At 44.7% G+C, this 15,574-nt stretch carries 16 protein-coding genes; all 16 read right to left on the bottom strand.

All coding sequences use genetic code 11. The features are described 5' to 3' along the window. Positions 1–2: 2 nt before the first annotated feature. On the bottom strand, positions 3–1,025 hold the full coding sequence (gene truD / locus DQX04_RS01640; protein WP_111914060.1) for a tRNA pseudouridine(13) synthase TruD: 1,023 nt from the start codon (positions 1,023–1,025) through the stop codon (positions 3–5). Next, positions 1,025–1,501, bottom strand: a complete 477-nt coding sequence (ispF, locus tag DQX04_RS01635; RefSeq protein WP_111914059.1) for a 2-C-methyl-D-erythritol 2,4-cyclodiphosphate synthase — start codon at positions 1,499–1,501, stop codon at positions 1,025–1,027. The genes truD and ispF overlap by 1 nt, the downstream gene beginning before the upstream one ends. A 4-nt stretch (positions 1,502–1,505) precedes the next feature. Further along, positions 1,506–2,207, bottom strand: coding sequence for a 2-C-methyl-D-erythritol 4-phosphate cytidylyltransferase (gene ispD, locus DQX04_RS01630; RefSeq protein ID WP_111914058.1), 702 nt, complete (start codon positions 2,205–2,207; stop codon positions 1,506–1,508). Continuing rightward, positions 2,204–2,512: a cell division protein FtsB gene (gene ftsB, locus DQX04_RS01625; protein WP_111914057.1), complete on the bottom strand. Its 309-nt coding sequence runs from the start codon at positions 2,510–2,512 to the stop codon at positions 2,204–2,206. The genes ispD and ftsB overlap by 4 nt, the downstream gene beginning before the upstream one ends. 48 nt (positions 2,513–2,560) lie before the next feature. After that, the gene (locus tag DQX04_RS01620; RefSeq protein ID WP_126266324.1) at positions 2,561–3,208 is read right to left on the bottom strand and encodes a hypothetical protein; all 648 of its coding nucleotides are present in this window, start codon (positions 3,206–3,208) and stop codon (positions 2,561–2,563) included. Between the two features lie 26 nt (positions 3,209–3,234). Beyond that, complete coding sequence (gene eno, locus DQX04_RS01615) at positions 3,235–4,527, bottom strand: phosphopyruvate hydratase (RefSeq protein ID WP_111914055.1); 1,293 nt, start codon at positions 4,525–4,527, stop codon at positions 3,235–3,237. Between the two features lie 16 nt (positions 4,528–4,543). Further along, positions 4,544–6,181 (bottom strand): CTP synthase, encoded by a 1,638-nt coding sequence (locus DQX04_RS01610; RefSeq protein ID WP_111914054.1) that lies wholly within the window; start codon positions 6,179–6,181, stop codon positions 4,544–4,546. A gap of 95 nt (positions 6,182–6,276) precedes the next feature. Next, a complete protein-coding gene (gene mazG, locus DQX04_RS01605) occupies positions 6,277–7,161 on the bottom strand; it encodes a nucleoside triphosphate pyrophosphohydrolase (RefSeq protein ID WP_111914053.1) in 885 nt (294 codons plus the stop codon). Next, positions 7,130–9,313 (bottom strand): GTP diphosphokinase, encoded by a 2,184-nt coding sequence (relA, locus tag DQX04_RS01600; protein WP_111914052.1) that lies wholly within the window; start codon positions 9,311–9,313, stop codon positions 7,130–7,132. The genes mazG and relA overlap by 32 nt, the downstream gene beginning before the upstream one ends. 22 nt (positions 9,314–9,335) lie before the next feature. Continuing rightward, the gene (acpS, locus tag DQX04_RS01595) at positions 9,336–9,716 is read right to left on the bottom strand and encodes a holo-ACP synthase (RefSeq protein WP_111914051.1); all 381 of its coding nucleotides are present in this window, start codon (positions 9,714–9,716) and stop codon (positions 9,336–9,338) included. Beyond that, entirely contained in the window at positions 9,713–10,444 is a 732-nt protein-coding gene (gene pdxJ, locus DQX04_RS01590) for a pyridoxine 5'-phosphate synthase (protein ID WP_111914050.1), read from the bottom strand. Before pdxJ ends, acpS begins: the two co-directional genes overlap by 4 nt. A 12-nt stretch (positions 10,445–10,456) precedes the next feature. Next, positions 10,457–11,143 (bottom strand): DNA repair protein RecO, encoded by a 687-nt coding sequence (recO, locus tag DQX04_RS01585; RefSeq protein WP_111914049.1) that lies wholly within the window; start codon positions 11,141–11,143, stop codon positions 10,457–10,459. Beyond that, the gene (gene era / locus DQX04_RS01580) at positions 11,143–12,048 is read right to left on the bottom strand and encodes a GTPase Era (protein ID WP_111914048.1); all 906 of its coding nucleotides are present in this window, start codon (positions 12,046–12,048) and stop codon (positions 11,143–11,145) included. Before era ends, recO begins: the two co-directional genes overlap by 1 nt. Beyond that, positions 12,045–12,752, bottom strand: coding sequence for a ribonuclease III (gene rnc, locus DQX04_RS01575; RefSeq protein WP_207801070.1), 708 nt, complete (start codon positions 12,750–12,752; stop codon positions 12,045–12,047). Before rnc ends, era begins: the two co-directional genes overlap by 4 nt. Continuing rightward, positions 12,749–13,669, bottom strand: coding sequence for a signal peptidase I (gene lepB / locus DQX04_RS01570; RefSeq protein WP_111914047.1), 921 nt, complete (start codon positions 13,667–13,669; stop codon positions 12,749–12,751). Before lepB ends, rnc begins: the two co-directional genes overlap by 4 nt. Before the next feature lie 18 nt (positions 13,670–13,687). After that, positions 13,688–15,505 (bottom strand): translation elongation factor 4, encoded by a 1,818-nt coding sequence (gene lepA, locus DQX04_RS01565; RefSeq protein WP_111914046.1) that lies wholly within the window; start codon positions 15,503–15,505, stop codon positions 13,688–13,690. Between the last annotated feature and the right edge of the window lie 69 nt (positions 15,506–15,574).

Genomic DNA, 15,574 nt, shown 5'->3' with positions numbered 1-15,574 from the left:
GCTTAACCTTGAACGTCTACCAATTCACGAATTACTGCGGTCGCAAAAGCGCCTGTTTCTAAAGTAAATGATAGGACGAGTTCATTTTCAGAAAGCTCCCATTCAAATGCTTCAGGCTTCAACCAAATCGGTCGTCTTGAGGCTTCTAAACCAATTTTAATAAGGTTATCCTGCCAATCTCTAAACTGTTCGACAACCGAATCTTCAAAGACTTTCGCGTCGCTAGAAACAAGTTCTTTACCCCGCCCAACTAACGGCCCAGTAATACGTACATCTCCCGCAGCTAACCTCTCTGTCAGCTCATCTAAGTTATCATCTTCTGAACTTGCAAACACCGAGTTGGAGCCTGAGAGCTGCATAACATCGCCTTTTAAAATATGGCTTGCACCATATTGTTTTAGACGTTTACTAACGTAGTGATTAAAAATCCAAGAACGGGCCGCAGAAAGCGCCATACTTCTCGCTTGTCTATTTTTGACCTTTTTACCTGAAAATATAGATTCAGCTATCGCTAAATTATGCTGATCTCGCCCAAACCGTTGCTCTCCAAAATAATTAGGAACGCCATCGTTTTGTATATGGACTAAGCGCTGCTCTAGCTGCTTCACATTGCCTTGCAGGTTTTTCACACGTATCACAAACCGATTAAACTTGTGTGTACCTCGGCGTAGCTTTCTCGTCGACTGAACAACTTGCAATACACGCGTATTGTCTAATTCAAATTGCGCCCAGTCCACTTCACTTAATGCGTTAAGTTCAACTGAAAACCATTGGCGTGTGACAGCATTTCTATCTTTTAGGCCAGAGTAACTTACGGAACTAGGAGGAACCTCCGCAAACTTAGCTAGCGCTCTCGCCACGTAGTCGGTGTTGTTATCGATTTTCTCAACGTCTAGCCAAAAGTGTTGCCCTCGTTCGTTAGCCTCGGGTTCAAAACCTAAAACCTCTACCACTTGGAAGTCCTGTGGCGTATCACGAAGTGTTCCGGTCACTTCTGGCTTTTGTGTTTCGTAACTCCAATCCATTAACTTTGTCCAACCAAAAGTACGGTAGCCATTGCTGCAATACCCTCTTTTCTGCCGGTAAATCCGAGCTTTTCAGTGGTCGTTGCTTTCACATTGACCAGGCTCGTAGAAATACCTAGGATCTCAGCAATACGATTCTTCATTGCTTCTCGGTATGGGTTAACCTTTGGGGCTTCACAAATTAAAGTAACGTCCAAATTTCCTACGTTATAACCTAAGTCTAAAACCCGCTTAAAAACAGCCTGCAATAACACACTGCTATCTGCGCCTTTATATTGAGGGTCGTTATCAGGAAACCAAACACCAATATCACCTTCACCTATAGCTCCCAAAAAGGCATCAGCAAGTGCATGAAGTCCAACATCACCATCTGAATGCGCTAGCAAGCCTTGCTCTGAAGGAACTTTTACACCCAACAGCGTAACCGGTCCTTCACCACCAAACTTGTGAACATCAAAGCCTTGACCTATTCGCATTTCATTAACCTTTGTCTTCGGAGGCCTGCTCTAACAGAGCTCGAACCATAATTAAGTCTTCTCTACACGTTATTTTGCGCAAACTCGCATTGCCCTCGACAACTGCAGGCGTAAGCCCAGCCCACTCCATTGCCGAAGACTCATCAGTCACCGCAACACCACTCTCTAATGCATTACATAGATGAGCTTGCAGGCTTTTTAATTCAAATATCTGTGGAGTTAACGCATGGTAGATGTGTTCTCGATTTAATGTTTTATTCACTAAACCATTCGATACACTTTTCATTGTATCGGTAGCCTTTACACAAACAACCGTACCGTTCTGCGGATCTTGCTCGGCTACCTGGACAGCCTTTAAAATCAACTGAGGCGTAATACCCGGACGAGCTGCGTCATGCACTACAACCAGCGTATTTGTTTCATATTTTTCTGCTACCGCCGCTAACGCATTCAGTACCGATTCCGCTCTAGTTTCACCACCGGTAACTCGCGTTATTCTCGTCTTATCGTCGAACTGAAGCTCATGAAAATATTGGTCATTTTGACTGATAGCAATATAAACACGCTCAATACATTCAGTACCTAGAAGTTGATTCACCGTATGTTCAAGAATAGTGGTATCGAAAAGTGGCAAGTACTGCTTCGGTCGGTCGGCACCCATGCGCGAGCCAACTCCAGCAGCAGGAACTACAGCAACAACACTCACAATGGTGATTCACTCTCTTCGGTAGTTTCGTGTTCACGGGGAATCATACGGAAAAATGTTTCATTCTCACGAATTAAACCGAGCTCGTTGCGAGCACGTTCTTCAACCGCTTCGTGTGCATTCCTTAGGTCTTCAATATCGGCGTACATAAGTTGGTTCCGCTGAGCAACCGTTGCGTTAGCCTCTTGTTGCCTTAAAACCTCTTGTTTAAGCTCACGAATATCACGCGCACCATACTCGCCAAACCAAACGCGATATTGTAAGGCGAGTACAATGAGAACCATAACCAACGTGAGAATACGCATTCCAACATGCCTTTCTTATTATTTGAGTTTATTATGACCTTATTAAACTCAAGAAAAAAGCCCTGCAAGTGGTCCTGTGTTCTGACGGACGCTTTGAAAGTTCGGCCAGTCTAGAAGCGTACTCAGTAACAGCTCTCGCAAAGACAGAGCTACAGGTGGCAATTTACCTTGATGATTCCAACAATGACCGGCAGCAGCTGCTCCCATAATAGTCTTAGTCGGTTTTAATACTGTACAGGTAGCGTCTTCCTCTTGTAGCTGCTCGCCATTAAAGTGGAACCACCCCCAACGATTCAAATGGAACCGCTTTTGTTCATAGTCTATACGGTCGACGGAATCTAGCTTTACAGTAACAACGTCGTTTTGAGATACCCACACAGGAAGTGGTAAACCTGGCGCTACATGCTTATCTATCCAAGTCGCTAATGCTGAACTAGTGGTTTTTTTAGGAGGTTTATTCGACTGCTTCGCCTGCCAGCTGGCGTTTTGAATATCCAGTTTCAACTCGCTAGAGCTATAAATAAGTCCCCAGGCAGCTTTTTGAATATAGAACGGTAAGCTTTTCAATCGACTTTTTATTCTTGCCGGATCAAATGAGCTATAACCTAGGGTTGTAACCTCACGCTCATAAAGCGCACAACACAGCTCGGCAAAAACCTCACTGTGTTGTGTTTGTGAAAAGATATCCGTCTGCATCGTTTGCATCAATATCCGCGAAGGAGTTAACTCGCTGCGCTCACTTCAGCTAAACCACGATACACAGGGCTTTCTAATTCCTGCTCGATACGCAGCAATTGGTTATATTTCGCTACGCGATCAGAGCGGCACAAACTACCTGTTTTAATTTGACCTGCAGCTGTACCTACCGCTAAGTCAGCAATCGTGGCATCCTCAGTTTCACCTGAACGGTGTGAAATAACCGCAGTAAAACCAGCTTCATGCGCCATGCGAATAGCTTCTAATGTTTCCGTTAAACTGCCTATTTGATTAAATTTAATCAAAATAGAGTTGCCTATCTTCTCGTCAATACCGCGTTTTAAAATCTTGGTATTGGTTACAAATAAGTCATCACCCACTAATTGAACGTCTTTACCAAGGCGCTCAGTAAGGTATTTCCATCCGTCCCAATCACTCTCGTCTAAGCCGTCTTCAATTGAAACAATAGGATAACGAGCACACAAACCAGCTAAGTATTCAGAAAACTCTTCAGCGGTGAACGACTTCCCTTCCCCACTTAAGTGGTATTTACCGTCACGGTAAAACTCAGACGCAGCACAATCAAGCGCTAACGTAACGTCTTCACCTAATTGGTAACCTGCATTACTTACAGCTTCAGCAATAACCGCTAGTGCTTCTTCATTTGAAGATAAGTTTGGCGCAAATCCACCTTCGTCACCCACCGCAGTGCTTAAACCACGATTTCTTAAAACTGCTTTTAAGGCATGGAAAATTTCAGCACCTACACGTAAGCCTTCAGTGAAAGACGAAGCACCAACCGGTTGAATCATAAACTCCTGAATATCCACGTTATTGTCCGCATGCTCACCACCGTTCAAAATGTTCATCATAGGCAATGGCATACTGAACTTACCGGCTGTTCCGTTTAAGTCTGAAATATGCTGATACAGAGGCACACCCGCAGAAGATGCTGCAGCTTTAGCCACCGCTAAAGACACCGCTAAAATCGCATTAGCGCCCAGCTTTTCTTTGTTTTCCGTACCGTCAAGCTTCAACATAACTTCGTCGATAGCTTGTTGGTTCATAGCGTCTAAACCCGTTAAAGCAGAAGCTATGGCACCATTAATATTCTCTACCGCATGAAGTACACCTTTGCCTAAATAGCGGCCTGCGTCTTTGTCGCGCAATTCTAATGCTTCACGACTTCCTGTAGACGCACCACTAGGTGCAGCTGCGCGACCAAAACTACCGTCTTCTAACCATACATCAGCTTCAACAGTTGGATTTCCGCGCGAGTCCATAATTTCGCGCCCAACAATCTTTTTAATTTGGCTCATTTTAATCCTCGGTATCTTACTTTTGATTGCGCTTCTGGTATTCGCCAGCAGCTTCAATAAAACTTAAAAACAATGGATGTCCGTCACGCGGCGTTGACGTGAATTCCGGGTGGAACTGTACGGCAACAAACCATGGATGATCAGGAATTTCCAACCCTTCCACGAGTTCTTTATCTGCCGACAATGCTGAGAATCTCAGGCCGTGAGACTCTAGTTGCTCACGGAAATTATTGTTTACTTCGTAACGGTGGCGATGACGTTCATAAATCGAAGGCTTACCGTATATTTCAGCAGCTTGAGAACCTTCCACCAAGTGACATTGCTGAGCACCCAAACGCATAGTTCCACCTAAGTCCGACAATTCGTCTCGACGCTCTTTCACGCCTGACTCGTCCATCCACTCAGTGATCAAGCCAACTACTGGGAACGCAGTCTTGTCATCAAACTCAGTACTATTCGCGCCTTTCATGCCCGCAACATTTCGTGCGTACTCGATAAGCGCCACTTGCATACCTAAACAAATACCTAAATAAGGTATTCCGTTCTCACGTGCATATTGCGCTGCAATAAGCTTACCCTGCACACCTCGGTGTCCAAAGCCGCCGGGTACTAAAATAGCGTCTACGTCTGCTAGTTTCTCAGTACCTTTTGACTCCAAGTCTTGTGCGTCAATATAACGAATATTCACAGTTAGGCGGTTATGCAAACCAGCATGCCCTAACGCTTCATTCACTGATTTATAGGCGTCAGCAAGTTCAATGTATTTACCCACAAAACCAACGGTTACTTCACCGTTAGGATTTGATTCAAGGTATAAAACCTTTTCCCACTCCGTAAGGTCTGCTTCTTCGCAATCAATACCAAAGCGCTGAACAACTAATTCGTCTAAGCCTTGCGACTTCAGAATAGATGGAATTTTATAAATGCTATCTACGTCTTTCAGCGAGATTACTGCGCGCTCTGGAACGTTTGTAAATAACGCAATTTTGGCACGTTCGTTCGCTGGAATTTGGCGATCAGAACGACAAATAAGAATGTCTGGCTGAATACCAATCGAGCGCAACTCTTTAACGGAGTGTTGCGTAGGCTTGGTTTTAACCTCACCCGCAGCTCCTAAGAAAGGTACCAAGGTTAAGTGCAAAAATAACGTGCGTTCACGACCTATTTCAGTCGCAAGCTGACGAATAGCTTCTAGGAAAGGTTGTGATTCAATATCACCAACAGTGCCACCAATTTCAATCAAAGCTACGTCAGAGCCTTCCGACCCTTCAATAATTCTGCGCTTAATTTCATTAGTGATATGAGGAATAACCTGAATGGTCGCACCCAAGAATTCGCCACGTCGTTCGCGTTTAATAATGTCCTCGTAAACACGACCAGTCGTGAAGTTGTTTTTCTTGGTCATGCGCGTTCGAATGAAACGCTCGTAGTGTCCTAGGTCCAAGTCTGTCTCAGCACCATCTTCGGTGACAAACACTTCACCGTGCTGAATAGGACTCATGGTGCCTGGGTCTACGTTAATGTAAGGATCTAGTTTCAAAATGGTGACTTTTAAACCACGTGCTTCAAGAATTGAAGCGAGGGAAGCCGCCGCAATACCTTTCCCTAGCGATGAAACCACGCCGCCAGTTACAAAAATATATTTAGTCGCCATGCATTACCTGCTGCGTCAGGGTGAATGTTAAAACGGAAAAGTAATTTAAGACGGGAAAATAGTATACCCGAGCAAGGCGCTCGCAACAATCTTTATCAGTCGCTTTTCAGCTTTCGTTTCGCTTCTTGCCAGAATTCTTCGAGTTGCTCGAGAGAATACTTAGAAATATCACCCTCTTCCCTGCGCACCGCTTTTTCGACATATTGAAAGCGGTTCATAAATTTCTGATTCGCCAGTTGCAAAGCAGTTTCAGGGTTAACTTTAAGATGACGAGTCAAATTAACTACCGCAAACAGCAGGTCACCTAACTCTTCTTGCAGACGTTCGTGATTTTCAAACGACTCGGTTTGCTCAACGACTTCACGAACTTCTTCAACTTCCTCTAGAATTTTCCCCATCACCGGTTCTGTGCTATCCCAGTCAAAGCCTACTGAAGCGCATCGCTTTTGTATTTTCAGTGCCCTTAACATAGCAGGAAGATTGTTAGGAATATCCGCAAATACACTGGCGTCTTGTTCCTTATTGGCGCGCTCTTGCCGCTTCAAAGCTTCCCACTGCCCTTTAATTTCATCAACTGTGGTTGCTTTGCTCTCCAAAGAGGAACTCTGAGAAAACACATGCGGATGACGGTAAATTAATTTGTCTGCAGCTCTTGCCGCAATGTCGTCAAAGTTATACCAGTTCTTTTCTTGTGTAATTTGGGCATAGAAAATCACTTGGAATAACAAGTCACCGAGCTCTCCCTGAATATCATTTTCGTCGCCTTCAGCAATAGCTGCTGCAACCTCATAAGCTTCCTCGATGGTGTAAGGGATAAGAGATTGCATAGACTGTTGCGTATCCCATGGACACCCTAAATCAGGCGTGCGTAAACAAGACATCACCGCCTTTAAACGGTCAATACCGCGTACGCTAGCGTCTTCCGCTATATTTTTATGAGCCTGAAACTCAGTGTGTTTGGCGTTGAACTTTGAGGACATGTGATACCTGTTGGATTTTTCCGATCAAACGCTGTACATCGTCTTGATGTCGAACTGAAATCATTAGGGTGACAAACACCTGTCCGTCATCGTTATGGTCCGTTGAAACACTGTCTACATTAAGTTTTTCGTGACTTAAGATGCTGGTGATGTCATGCAATAAACCTGGGCGATCCAGCGCTTGAATATTCAAAGCAACAGAGAACGATTGATGGCTTTTACCTACCCATTCAACGTCAATACCTCGACCAGGGTGCTTATCGAGCAACTGCATGAGCTGCTCACAATCTTTGCGATGCACCGAAACACCGCGCCCTTGCGTAATAAAGCCCTCTATAGGCTCCCCAGGCAAGGGTTGGCAACACTTCGCAAAGTTCATCATTAAGTTACCAATACCCGCGACTTGAACACCTTCTTTCGATTTCTTTTTACTCGGTGCACGCTTTTTCTGCGTAAGCTTATTAAGAGCCTCTTCTTCATCTTCTGGGTCTTGGGTTAAGAAGTTCACAACTTGATAAAGTCGAACGTCGCCCGCCCCTACGGCTACGAGTAAATCGTCAAGCGTTGTCATATTAAAACGGGCTACAGCCTCATTGACATCGGATAGGGTTTTGTTGTGTTTCGCTAATGCTTGCTCTAATAACTCTCGCCCCTGGGCAAGATATTGTTCTCTATCGTGTTTTTTGAAGTAGGTATGAACTTTACTTCTCGCGCGGCTAGAAGCTAGATAACCTAATGCAGGGTTCATCCAGTCACGCTTAGGCTGAGGCTCCTTTTGAGTTAGAATCTCAACTCTTTCAGCATTTTGTAGTTGGTACGTAAAAGGCACAATTCTGCCATCTACTTTTGCCCCAATGCAGCGGTGTCCTACTTGGCTATGGATATAATAAGCAAAGTCGAGCGGCGTTGATCCCGCTGGCATGTCAATGACGTCGCCTTTTGGCGTGAATACATAAACCCGGTCTTCAAACACTTGGCTGCGAATTTCTTGTACTAACTCTTCGTTCTCAGCCATATCTTCATGCCAAGCGAGAAGCTTACGCAGCCATGCTATTTTCTCTTCATAGCCATGAGCTTTACCGGTTACCTGACCTTCCTTATACATCCAATGCGCGGCTACACCTAACTCCGCATCGTCATGCATTTCGTGGCTACGAATTTGAATCTCAACTACTTTCTGTTCAGGACCAACAACTACGGTGTGAATCGACTGATACCCATTCGCTTTAGGTGTTGCTACGTAGTCGTCAAATTCACTCGCTAGGTGACGCCACTTGGTATGCACCACACCTAATGCAGCGTAACAATCTTTTAAACTGTTGGTTATGATACGAACTGCACGAATGTCGAATAATTCGTCAAACTCGAGCTTCTTCTTCTGCATTTTCTTGTAAATACTAAAGATATGCTTAGGGCGACCATATACCTGAGCATCTACATCGTGTTTTTTTAACGCCTCTTGTAGGTCGTCAACAAACTGAGTGATATAGGTTTCTCGTTGTGTTCGCTTTTCATCGAGTTGTTTGGCAATTTGCTTATATACGTCAGGGTGCAAAAAACGGAACGCTAAATCTTCCAGTTCCCATTTAAGCTGACCTATTCCTAAGCGGTTAGCTAACGGAGCATAAATTTCGCTACATTCTTTTGCGGTAAGCACCCGTTCTTCTTCGTCCGCATTTTTAACTACGCGAAGCTGACAAATACGTTCTGCGAGTTTAATAAGTACTGCGCGTACATCTTCCACCATCGCCAACAGCATGCGGCGAACAACATCAATCTGAGTGTCGCTAGGCTTACCGCGTCTAAAATGCTGTAACTCGGAAATGCTCTGCATTTGGTGCACGGTGCTTGCTAGTTTAGCTACATCGGATGGACAGAGCTTCAATAACTGCTCTTCGGTGATAACACCTTGGTCGTAATAAGGGACACAAAGGGCCGCTAACAAACCTTGGCGCTCTAAATTGAGTTCAGCAAGAATAACCACCATCTCTCTTGCTTTAAATGTGAGCGAGGTATTTTTATTGGCGTAAGGGGAAAGTACGCTGTCGAGCTTTGCTAGGTCTTCTCTTACAGACTTGTCTTCTATCGAGGCGAGCCAATCGACGTTTTTATCTAGTAATTTATCGACGTGCAGTTCTCTAACTTGCACCATGGCTAAACCTCACTACAACTTTTTACGCTTGCTCCGCAATTACAAATGCAACTGCAAAATCTGTCTCATCACTAATACTCAAATGAAACTGTGTTGCTTGCAAGTCTTTTGCTCGAATTTCTGCCTGCCCCGTCAATTTTATGAGGGGCTGGCCCTCTTTAGTATGGGATATGGTAATGTCCTGCCACGACATTCCTTTTGCTAATCCGGTTCCGAGCGCTTTAAGGCATGCCTCCTTCGCCGCAAACCTTTTAGCAATGAAACGTTCCGGGTCACGTACCTCAGTCATTTCCTCAAGTTCGTGAGGCGTTAAAATACGTTCAGCAAAAGATGACTGACGCTCATACGCCGACTTAATTCTGGCTACTGCAACAATATCAGTTCCAACACCTTTAACGCTCACACTTTCCTCGCTTCAATGAGTAGGTCTTTCATTTCGCGAACTGCTCCGGCTAAACCGCTAAATACTGACTTGGCAATAATCGCGTGTCCAATATTAAGCTCGTAAAGTTCTGGAATTTGCGCGATAGCACGGGTGTTATGGTAATGAAGGCCGTGTCCAGCATTAACTACTAAACCAAGCTGATGCGCGTCTCTGGCGCCAGTTTGAATACGGCGAAGTTCTTTTTGTTGCTCCTCGCCCGAGGTTTCCGCGTAATGGCCTGTATGCAACTCGATATACGGTGCATTCACTTCTTTCGCAGCTTCAATTTGACGCTTATCGGCATCAATAAACAGCGACACCAGAATACCCGCTTCCGACAAGCGAGCGACTACGTCACGTGTACGCTCTAGTTGTCCATATACGTCTAAACCACCTTCAGTTGTTAATTCTTCCCGCTTTTCAGGAACTAAACACACAAAAGCAGGCTTGGTTTTACAGGCGATATCAACCATTTCATCGGTCATTGCCATTTCCAGATTCATTCTGGTTTGAATGGTTTCAGCTAGAAGTACTACGTCTCTATCTTTAATATGTCGGCGATCTTCACGTAAATGAATAGTAATACCGTCAGCACCATTCTGCTCTGCAATAGCAGCCGCATAAACAGGATCAGGGTATGCAACACCACGCGCATTACGCAACGTTGCTATATGGTCGATGTTCACGCCTAATTTAACTTCTTCCATTACGCTCCACTCTTAATTTTGTGGTTTAAATAGGTTTCGGCTATGTAGCGGCTTGCTACCCAAATAAGGTTGCAATGCCCAACGCATAAGCTGTTTATATCTACGCAATTGATTCTCATCACTAAATTCAAATTTAGCCAACGCCTGAATTTCCTCACCGGAAAAGTCATTTGCATCTGTAGCACCCATAATTTCGACGAAGCCAACTTCGGGTACAAACCTGTAATAACCGCTGGGCTTAATAGGCTCTTGTGTTTCCGCATCCGATTGCCAAGAGAAATCTAAGTCTAAGTGTTCTAGCACACACCATTCAAATTTGCGCAGAACTACTTCTAACATGACTTGCTCATGCAGAAGTTGCAACGTTGAAAGGTAATCTTGGAACAGTGTTTCTTGAACATATTGCTCTGGCAATAACCTTTGCAATAGTTCATTTAAATAGAAACCACTATATAGGTACGTGCCACTTAGCTTAAAGTTCTTCGAAATTTCAGCACGCGTTAAGGTTTTAAGTTCGCCTCGCCCAGTAAGGTCGAAGTCGAGCACTTGGAATGGTTCCAATACACCACGCCAAGGAGACTTAGGGCGCTTAGCGCCCTTTGCTACAGCACGAACCTTGCCAAGAGTATCGGAGAAAATTTCAACAATGAAGCCAGTTTCTTGAAACGGCCAACGGTGCAAAATAACACCTCGAGGCATTATTCCTCTCCATACCCCAAACTACGCAGTGCTCGCTCGTCGTCGGCCCAACCAGATTTAACCTTCACCCATAATTGCAGGTTCACTTGGTTCTGTAGCAAGCGCTCTATATCTCTGCGCGCGTCCTGACCAACCATCTTTAATTTACTGCCTTTATTACCAATAACCATGCGTTTTTGGCCTTCGCGTTCCACCAAAATTAGTGCATGGATTAAAATAACGCCCGACGCTTGTTCATTAAACTTTTCGATTTCTACCGTTGTTGAGTATGGTAATTCATCACCGGTGTAGCGCATCAACTTCTCACGAACGGTTTCTGCCACCATAAAACGAACAGAACGGTCTGTTACGTAATCTTCCGGGAAGAAGTGCATACCTTCGCGAAGGAACCTTCTTACAATCGCTTTCAACTGAGGAATATGATCTGGCGTTTTCGCACTCATCGGCAAAATATCAACAAAGTCAAAACGCTTGCTCAGTGCTGCAATATGAGGAAGTAACTCATCCTTTTTCTTAATTTGATCAATTTTATTGATAATTAGGGCAACAGGACGTTTTGCTTGCTGTAACTTTTCAAGCACCATTTCGTCATCGCTAGTCCACTTCGTGCCTTCAACCACAAACAATGCAAGCTCTACGTCGCCAATAGAACTACTGGCAGCTCTGTTCATTAATCGGTTTATAGCGCGTTTCTCGTCCTGATGTAATCCAGGCGTGTCTACATAAACGGTTTGGTAAGGCCCTTCCGTGTCGATACCGATAATTCGGTGACGGGTAGTCTGCGCTTTCTTAGAGGTAATACTGATTTTCTGACCAAGCAATTGGTTTAGTAATGTTGATTTACCTACATTAGGGCGACCAACAATCGCTATAAACCCATTGTATGTTTTTTCTTGTTCGGTCATTTCAGCTCTCCGTTCGCGATTTTCGCTTCAATTGCCGCATAAGCTTTAGACGCTGCGTCTTGCTCTGCTTTTCTTCTCGACGTACCTTGGCCTACAAGCTTGTTCTCAATAGGTTGAATAGAGCAAGAAACGGTAAATTTTTGATTGTGGGCCTTGCCACTTGTCGACTCAATCACATAGTCAGGTAAGTCAAACTGTCTCGACTGCAGCCACTCTTGCAGTCTAGTTTTTGGATCTTTATGGCTCTGACCTGGCTGAATTTTCTCGAGGCGCTCACGGTACCAAGACAAAACAATCGATTTACAAACGTCCAAACCACTGTCTAAATACATGCCGCCGATTAAGGCTTCCACCACATCTGACAATGTCGACTCTCTGCGGAAGCCGCCGCTTTTTAATTCCCCAGGGCCAAGGTTGAGGTATTCACTAAGATTAAATTCCTTAGCTATCTTCGCCAGCATCGGACCACAAACGAGCGACGCTCGCATACGGCTTAAGTCGCCCTCGTCTGTTTTCGGAAACTTCTGGTACAACGCCTCAGCAATAAAAAAGCCTAATAACGAGTCACCTAAAAACTCTAGTCTTTCGTAATGCACTGGGCCTGCGCTTCTGTGCGTTAAAGCCTCGTACAATAAATCTTTATTCTTAAAGGTATAGCCGATTGCGCTAGAAAGTACATTCAACTGGATGGTTGAGAGCTTCAATCGATTCTCCCCAAACGTTCAAAACGAATGCCGGTAGGAACCCAACCCGGCAACTTAGAGTCTGGCGCGTGATCAAATTCTAAACTCAACCACACAAACACCGCTCGGCCCACTAAGTTTTCTTGTGGCACGAATCCCCAAAAGCGGCTATCTCTAGAGTTGTCTCTGTTGTCACCAATGGCGAAATAATGCCCTTCTGGCACAATCCATTCGCCTCGGCGTGTACCTGGTTGGTTATAAAAGCCGCCTAACTGCGAACCTGCGGCAGGGTTAAGAAGCACGTTGTAATCTGCATCACCATGCGACTCATTAAAGGTTCGTAACGGTACGCGGCCTTGAAAATACTCACCTTCAGCGACAAAGTTTTGCTCTATTTCTACCTGATTCTCGCCTAAACACTCGGGAGCACACGCCTTCTCCACGTAAAACTTCTTGTCACGGTAAACAATCTTGTCTCCCGGCAAACCAATAATACGCTTTATATAATCGATATCCGGCTCTAAAGGGTATTTAAATACGGCTACGTCGCCATGCTCTGGAAGCCCGGTAGAGAAGATTTCATGACGGGTTAATGGCTCTCGAACACCGTAGCGGAATTTCTCCACCAGAATAAAGTCACCTACCAATAAAGTAGGCATCATAGAACCTGACGGAATTCTAAAAGGCTCATACACGAACGAGCGCATAATAAGAATAAACGCGATAATTGGAAAAGCAGAACGTGAAAACTCTACGATGCCCGGCTCAGGCGCCACAGCTCTGGCGTCGTCTTCTGAAAGTTTATGTCCGGTTTGCTCTTCAACGTTAGCAACTGCTTGTTGTCTTTTAGGCTTCAAAAAATAGTGGTCGAATAGCCACACAAGCCCGGTCAAAGCAGTCACTAAAACAAGGATCAGAGAAAAATAAAAAGTCGTCATTCAACAGGCTCCCTTGCCCTACTTTCCGGTTTTAAGTACAGCAAGAAATGCTTCTTGAGGAACTTCAACATTCCCTAACTGCTTCATGCGCTTCTTACCTTCTTTCTGTTTCTGTAATAGTTTTTTCTTACGGCTTACGTCACCACCATAACACTTTGCGGTTACGTTTTTACGCAATTGTTTTACCGTGCTTCGCGCAATAATGTGGTTACCAATTGCCGCTTGAATTGCGATATCAAACATTTGGCGCGGAATAAGCTCTCGCATTTTCTCCACCACCTCACGACCGCGCGACTGGCTAATGCTACGGTGACAAATCATGGCTAAGGCATCTACACGTTCACCGTTAATCATTATATCGACCCTAACCATGTCTGATGGTTCAAATCGTTTGAAATGATAATCAAGTGACGCATAACCTCTACTGGTCGACTTCAAACGGTCAAAGAAGTCCATCACAACTTCAGCCATGGGTAGGTCGTAGGTTAAAGCCACTTGCTTACCGTGATAGCCCATGTCTTTTTGCACACCACGTTTCTCTACACAAAGTGTAATAACGTTACCCACGTGCTCTTGTGGCACTAAAATATTAGCTTCAACAATAGGTTCATAGATTTCTTCGATGTCGTTTACCGGCGGTAAATATGCAGGGTTATCCACCTTAAGTTCTTTACCGTCAGTAGTTTGCACTTTATAAACTACTGTTGGTGCGGTAGTGATAAGGTCAATGTCATATTCACGCTCTAATCGTTCTTGAATAATTTCCATGTGCAACATACCCAAGAAGCCACAACGGAAACCAAAACCCAAAGCACTTGAATTTTCAGGTTCAAAGAACAACGACGCATCGTTCAGGCTTAACTTATCAAGTGCATCGCGGAAGTTCTCGTAATCATCAGAGCTTATCGGGAACATACCCGCGTACACCTGAGGTTTAACCTTCTGAAAGCCTGGCAACGGCTTTTCAGCTGGAACTTTGGCGTGGGTTAACGTATCGCCTACTGGCGCACCATGAATGTCTTTTATACCGGAAATGACATAGCCCACTTCACCAGCACGAAGTACACCCGTTTCAGTTTGTTTTGGTGTGAAAATACCCACTTTATCCACTAAGTGCGCCTGGCCCGTCGACATAACCTTCATCTTTTCGCCAACGCGAAGTACGCCTTTTTTGATACGCACTAAGGAGACAACGCCTTGATAATTGTCGAACCAAGAATCGATGATTAGAGCTTGCAGTGGCTCTTCGTCTACTGCATCGTCTTTCGGTGAAGGAATTTGTTTTACAATGCGCTCAAGCACTTCTTTAATTCCGATACCGGTTTTCGCTGAACACTGAACCGCGTCAACTGCTTCTATACCTACAATATCTTCAATTTCTTGCGCGATAGCCATCGGATCGGCTTGTGGAAGGTCAATTTTGTTCAGTACAGGAACGACTTCAAGGTCCATGTCTATTGCGGTGTAGCAGTTCGCTAGAGTTTGCGCTTCCACACCCTGCGCGGCATCAACAACCAATAGCGCACCCTCACAACCAGCAAGGCTACGAGACACTTCGTACGAGAAGTCAACGTGACCCGGCGTATCGATAAAGTTAAGTTGATAGCGTTCACCGTCGTCCGCATCATAATAAAGCGTCACACTTTGCGCTTTGATAGTAATTCCACGCTCACGTTCAATATCCATCGAGTCTAAAACTTGCTCGGCCATCTCACGATCCGTTAACCCGCCACAAAAATGAATAAGACGATCGGAAAGCGTCGACTTACCGTGGTCGATATGGGCAATAATAGAAAAGTTACGGATATTCTCTTTAGCGATGCCTTGTTGGCTCATGCATACCTCAATCACGATGAAAACACGGTTTAGAATGAAACCGTTTCAATTTCTTAGGCGGGAATTTTA

The sequence above is a fragment of the Aliidiomarina sp. B3213 genome, from assembly GCF_003290085.1.
Taxonomy (GTDB): domain Bacteria; phylum Pseudomonadota; class Gammaproteobacteria; order Enterobacterales; family Alteromonadaceae; genus Aliidiomarina.
Note: the sequence above shows the minus strand (reverse complement) of the source record. Positions and strands in the feature narration are given on the sequence as shown.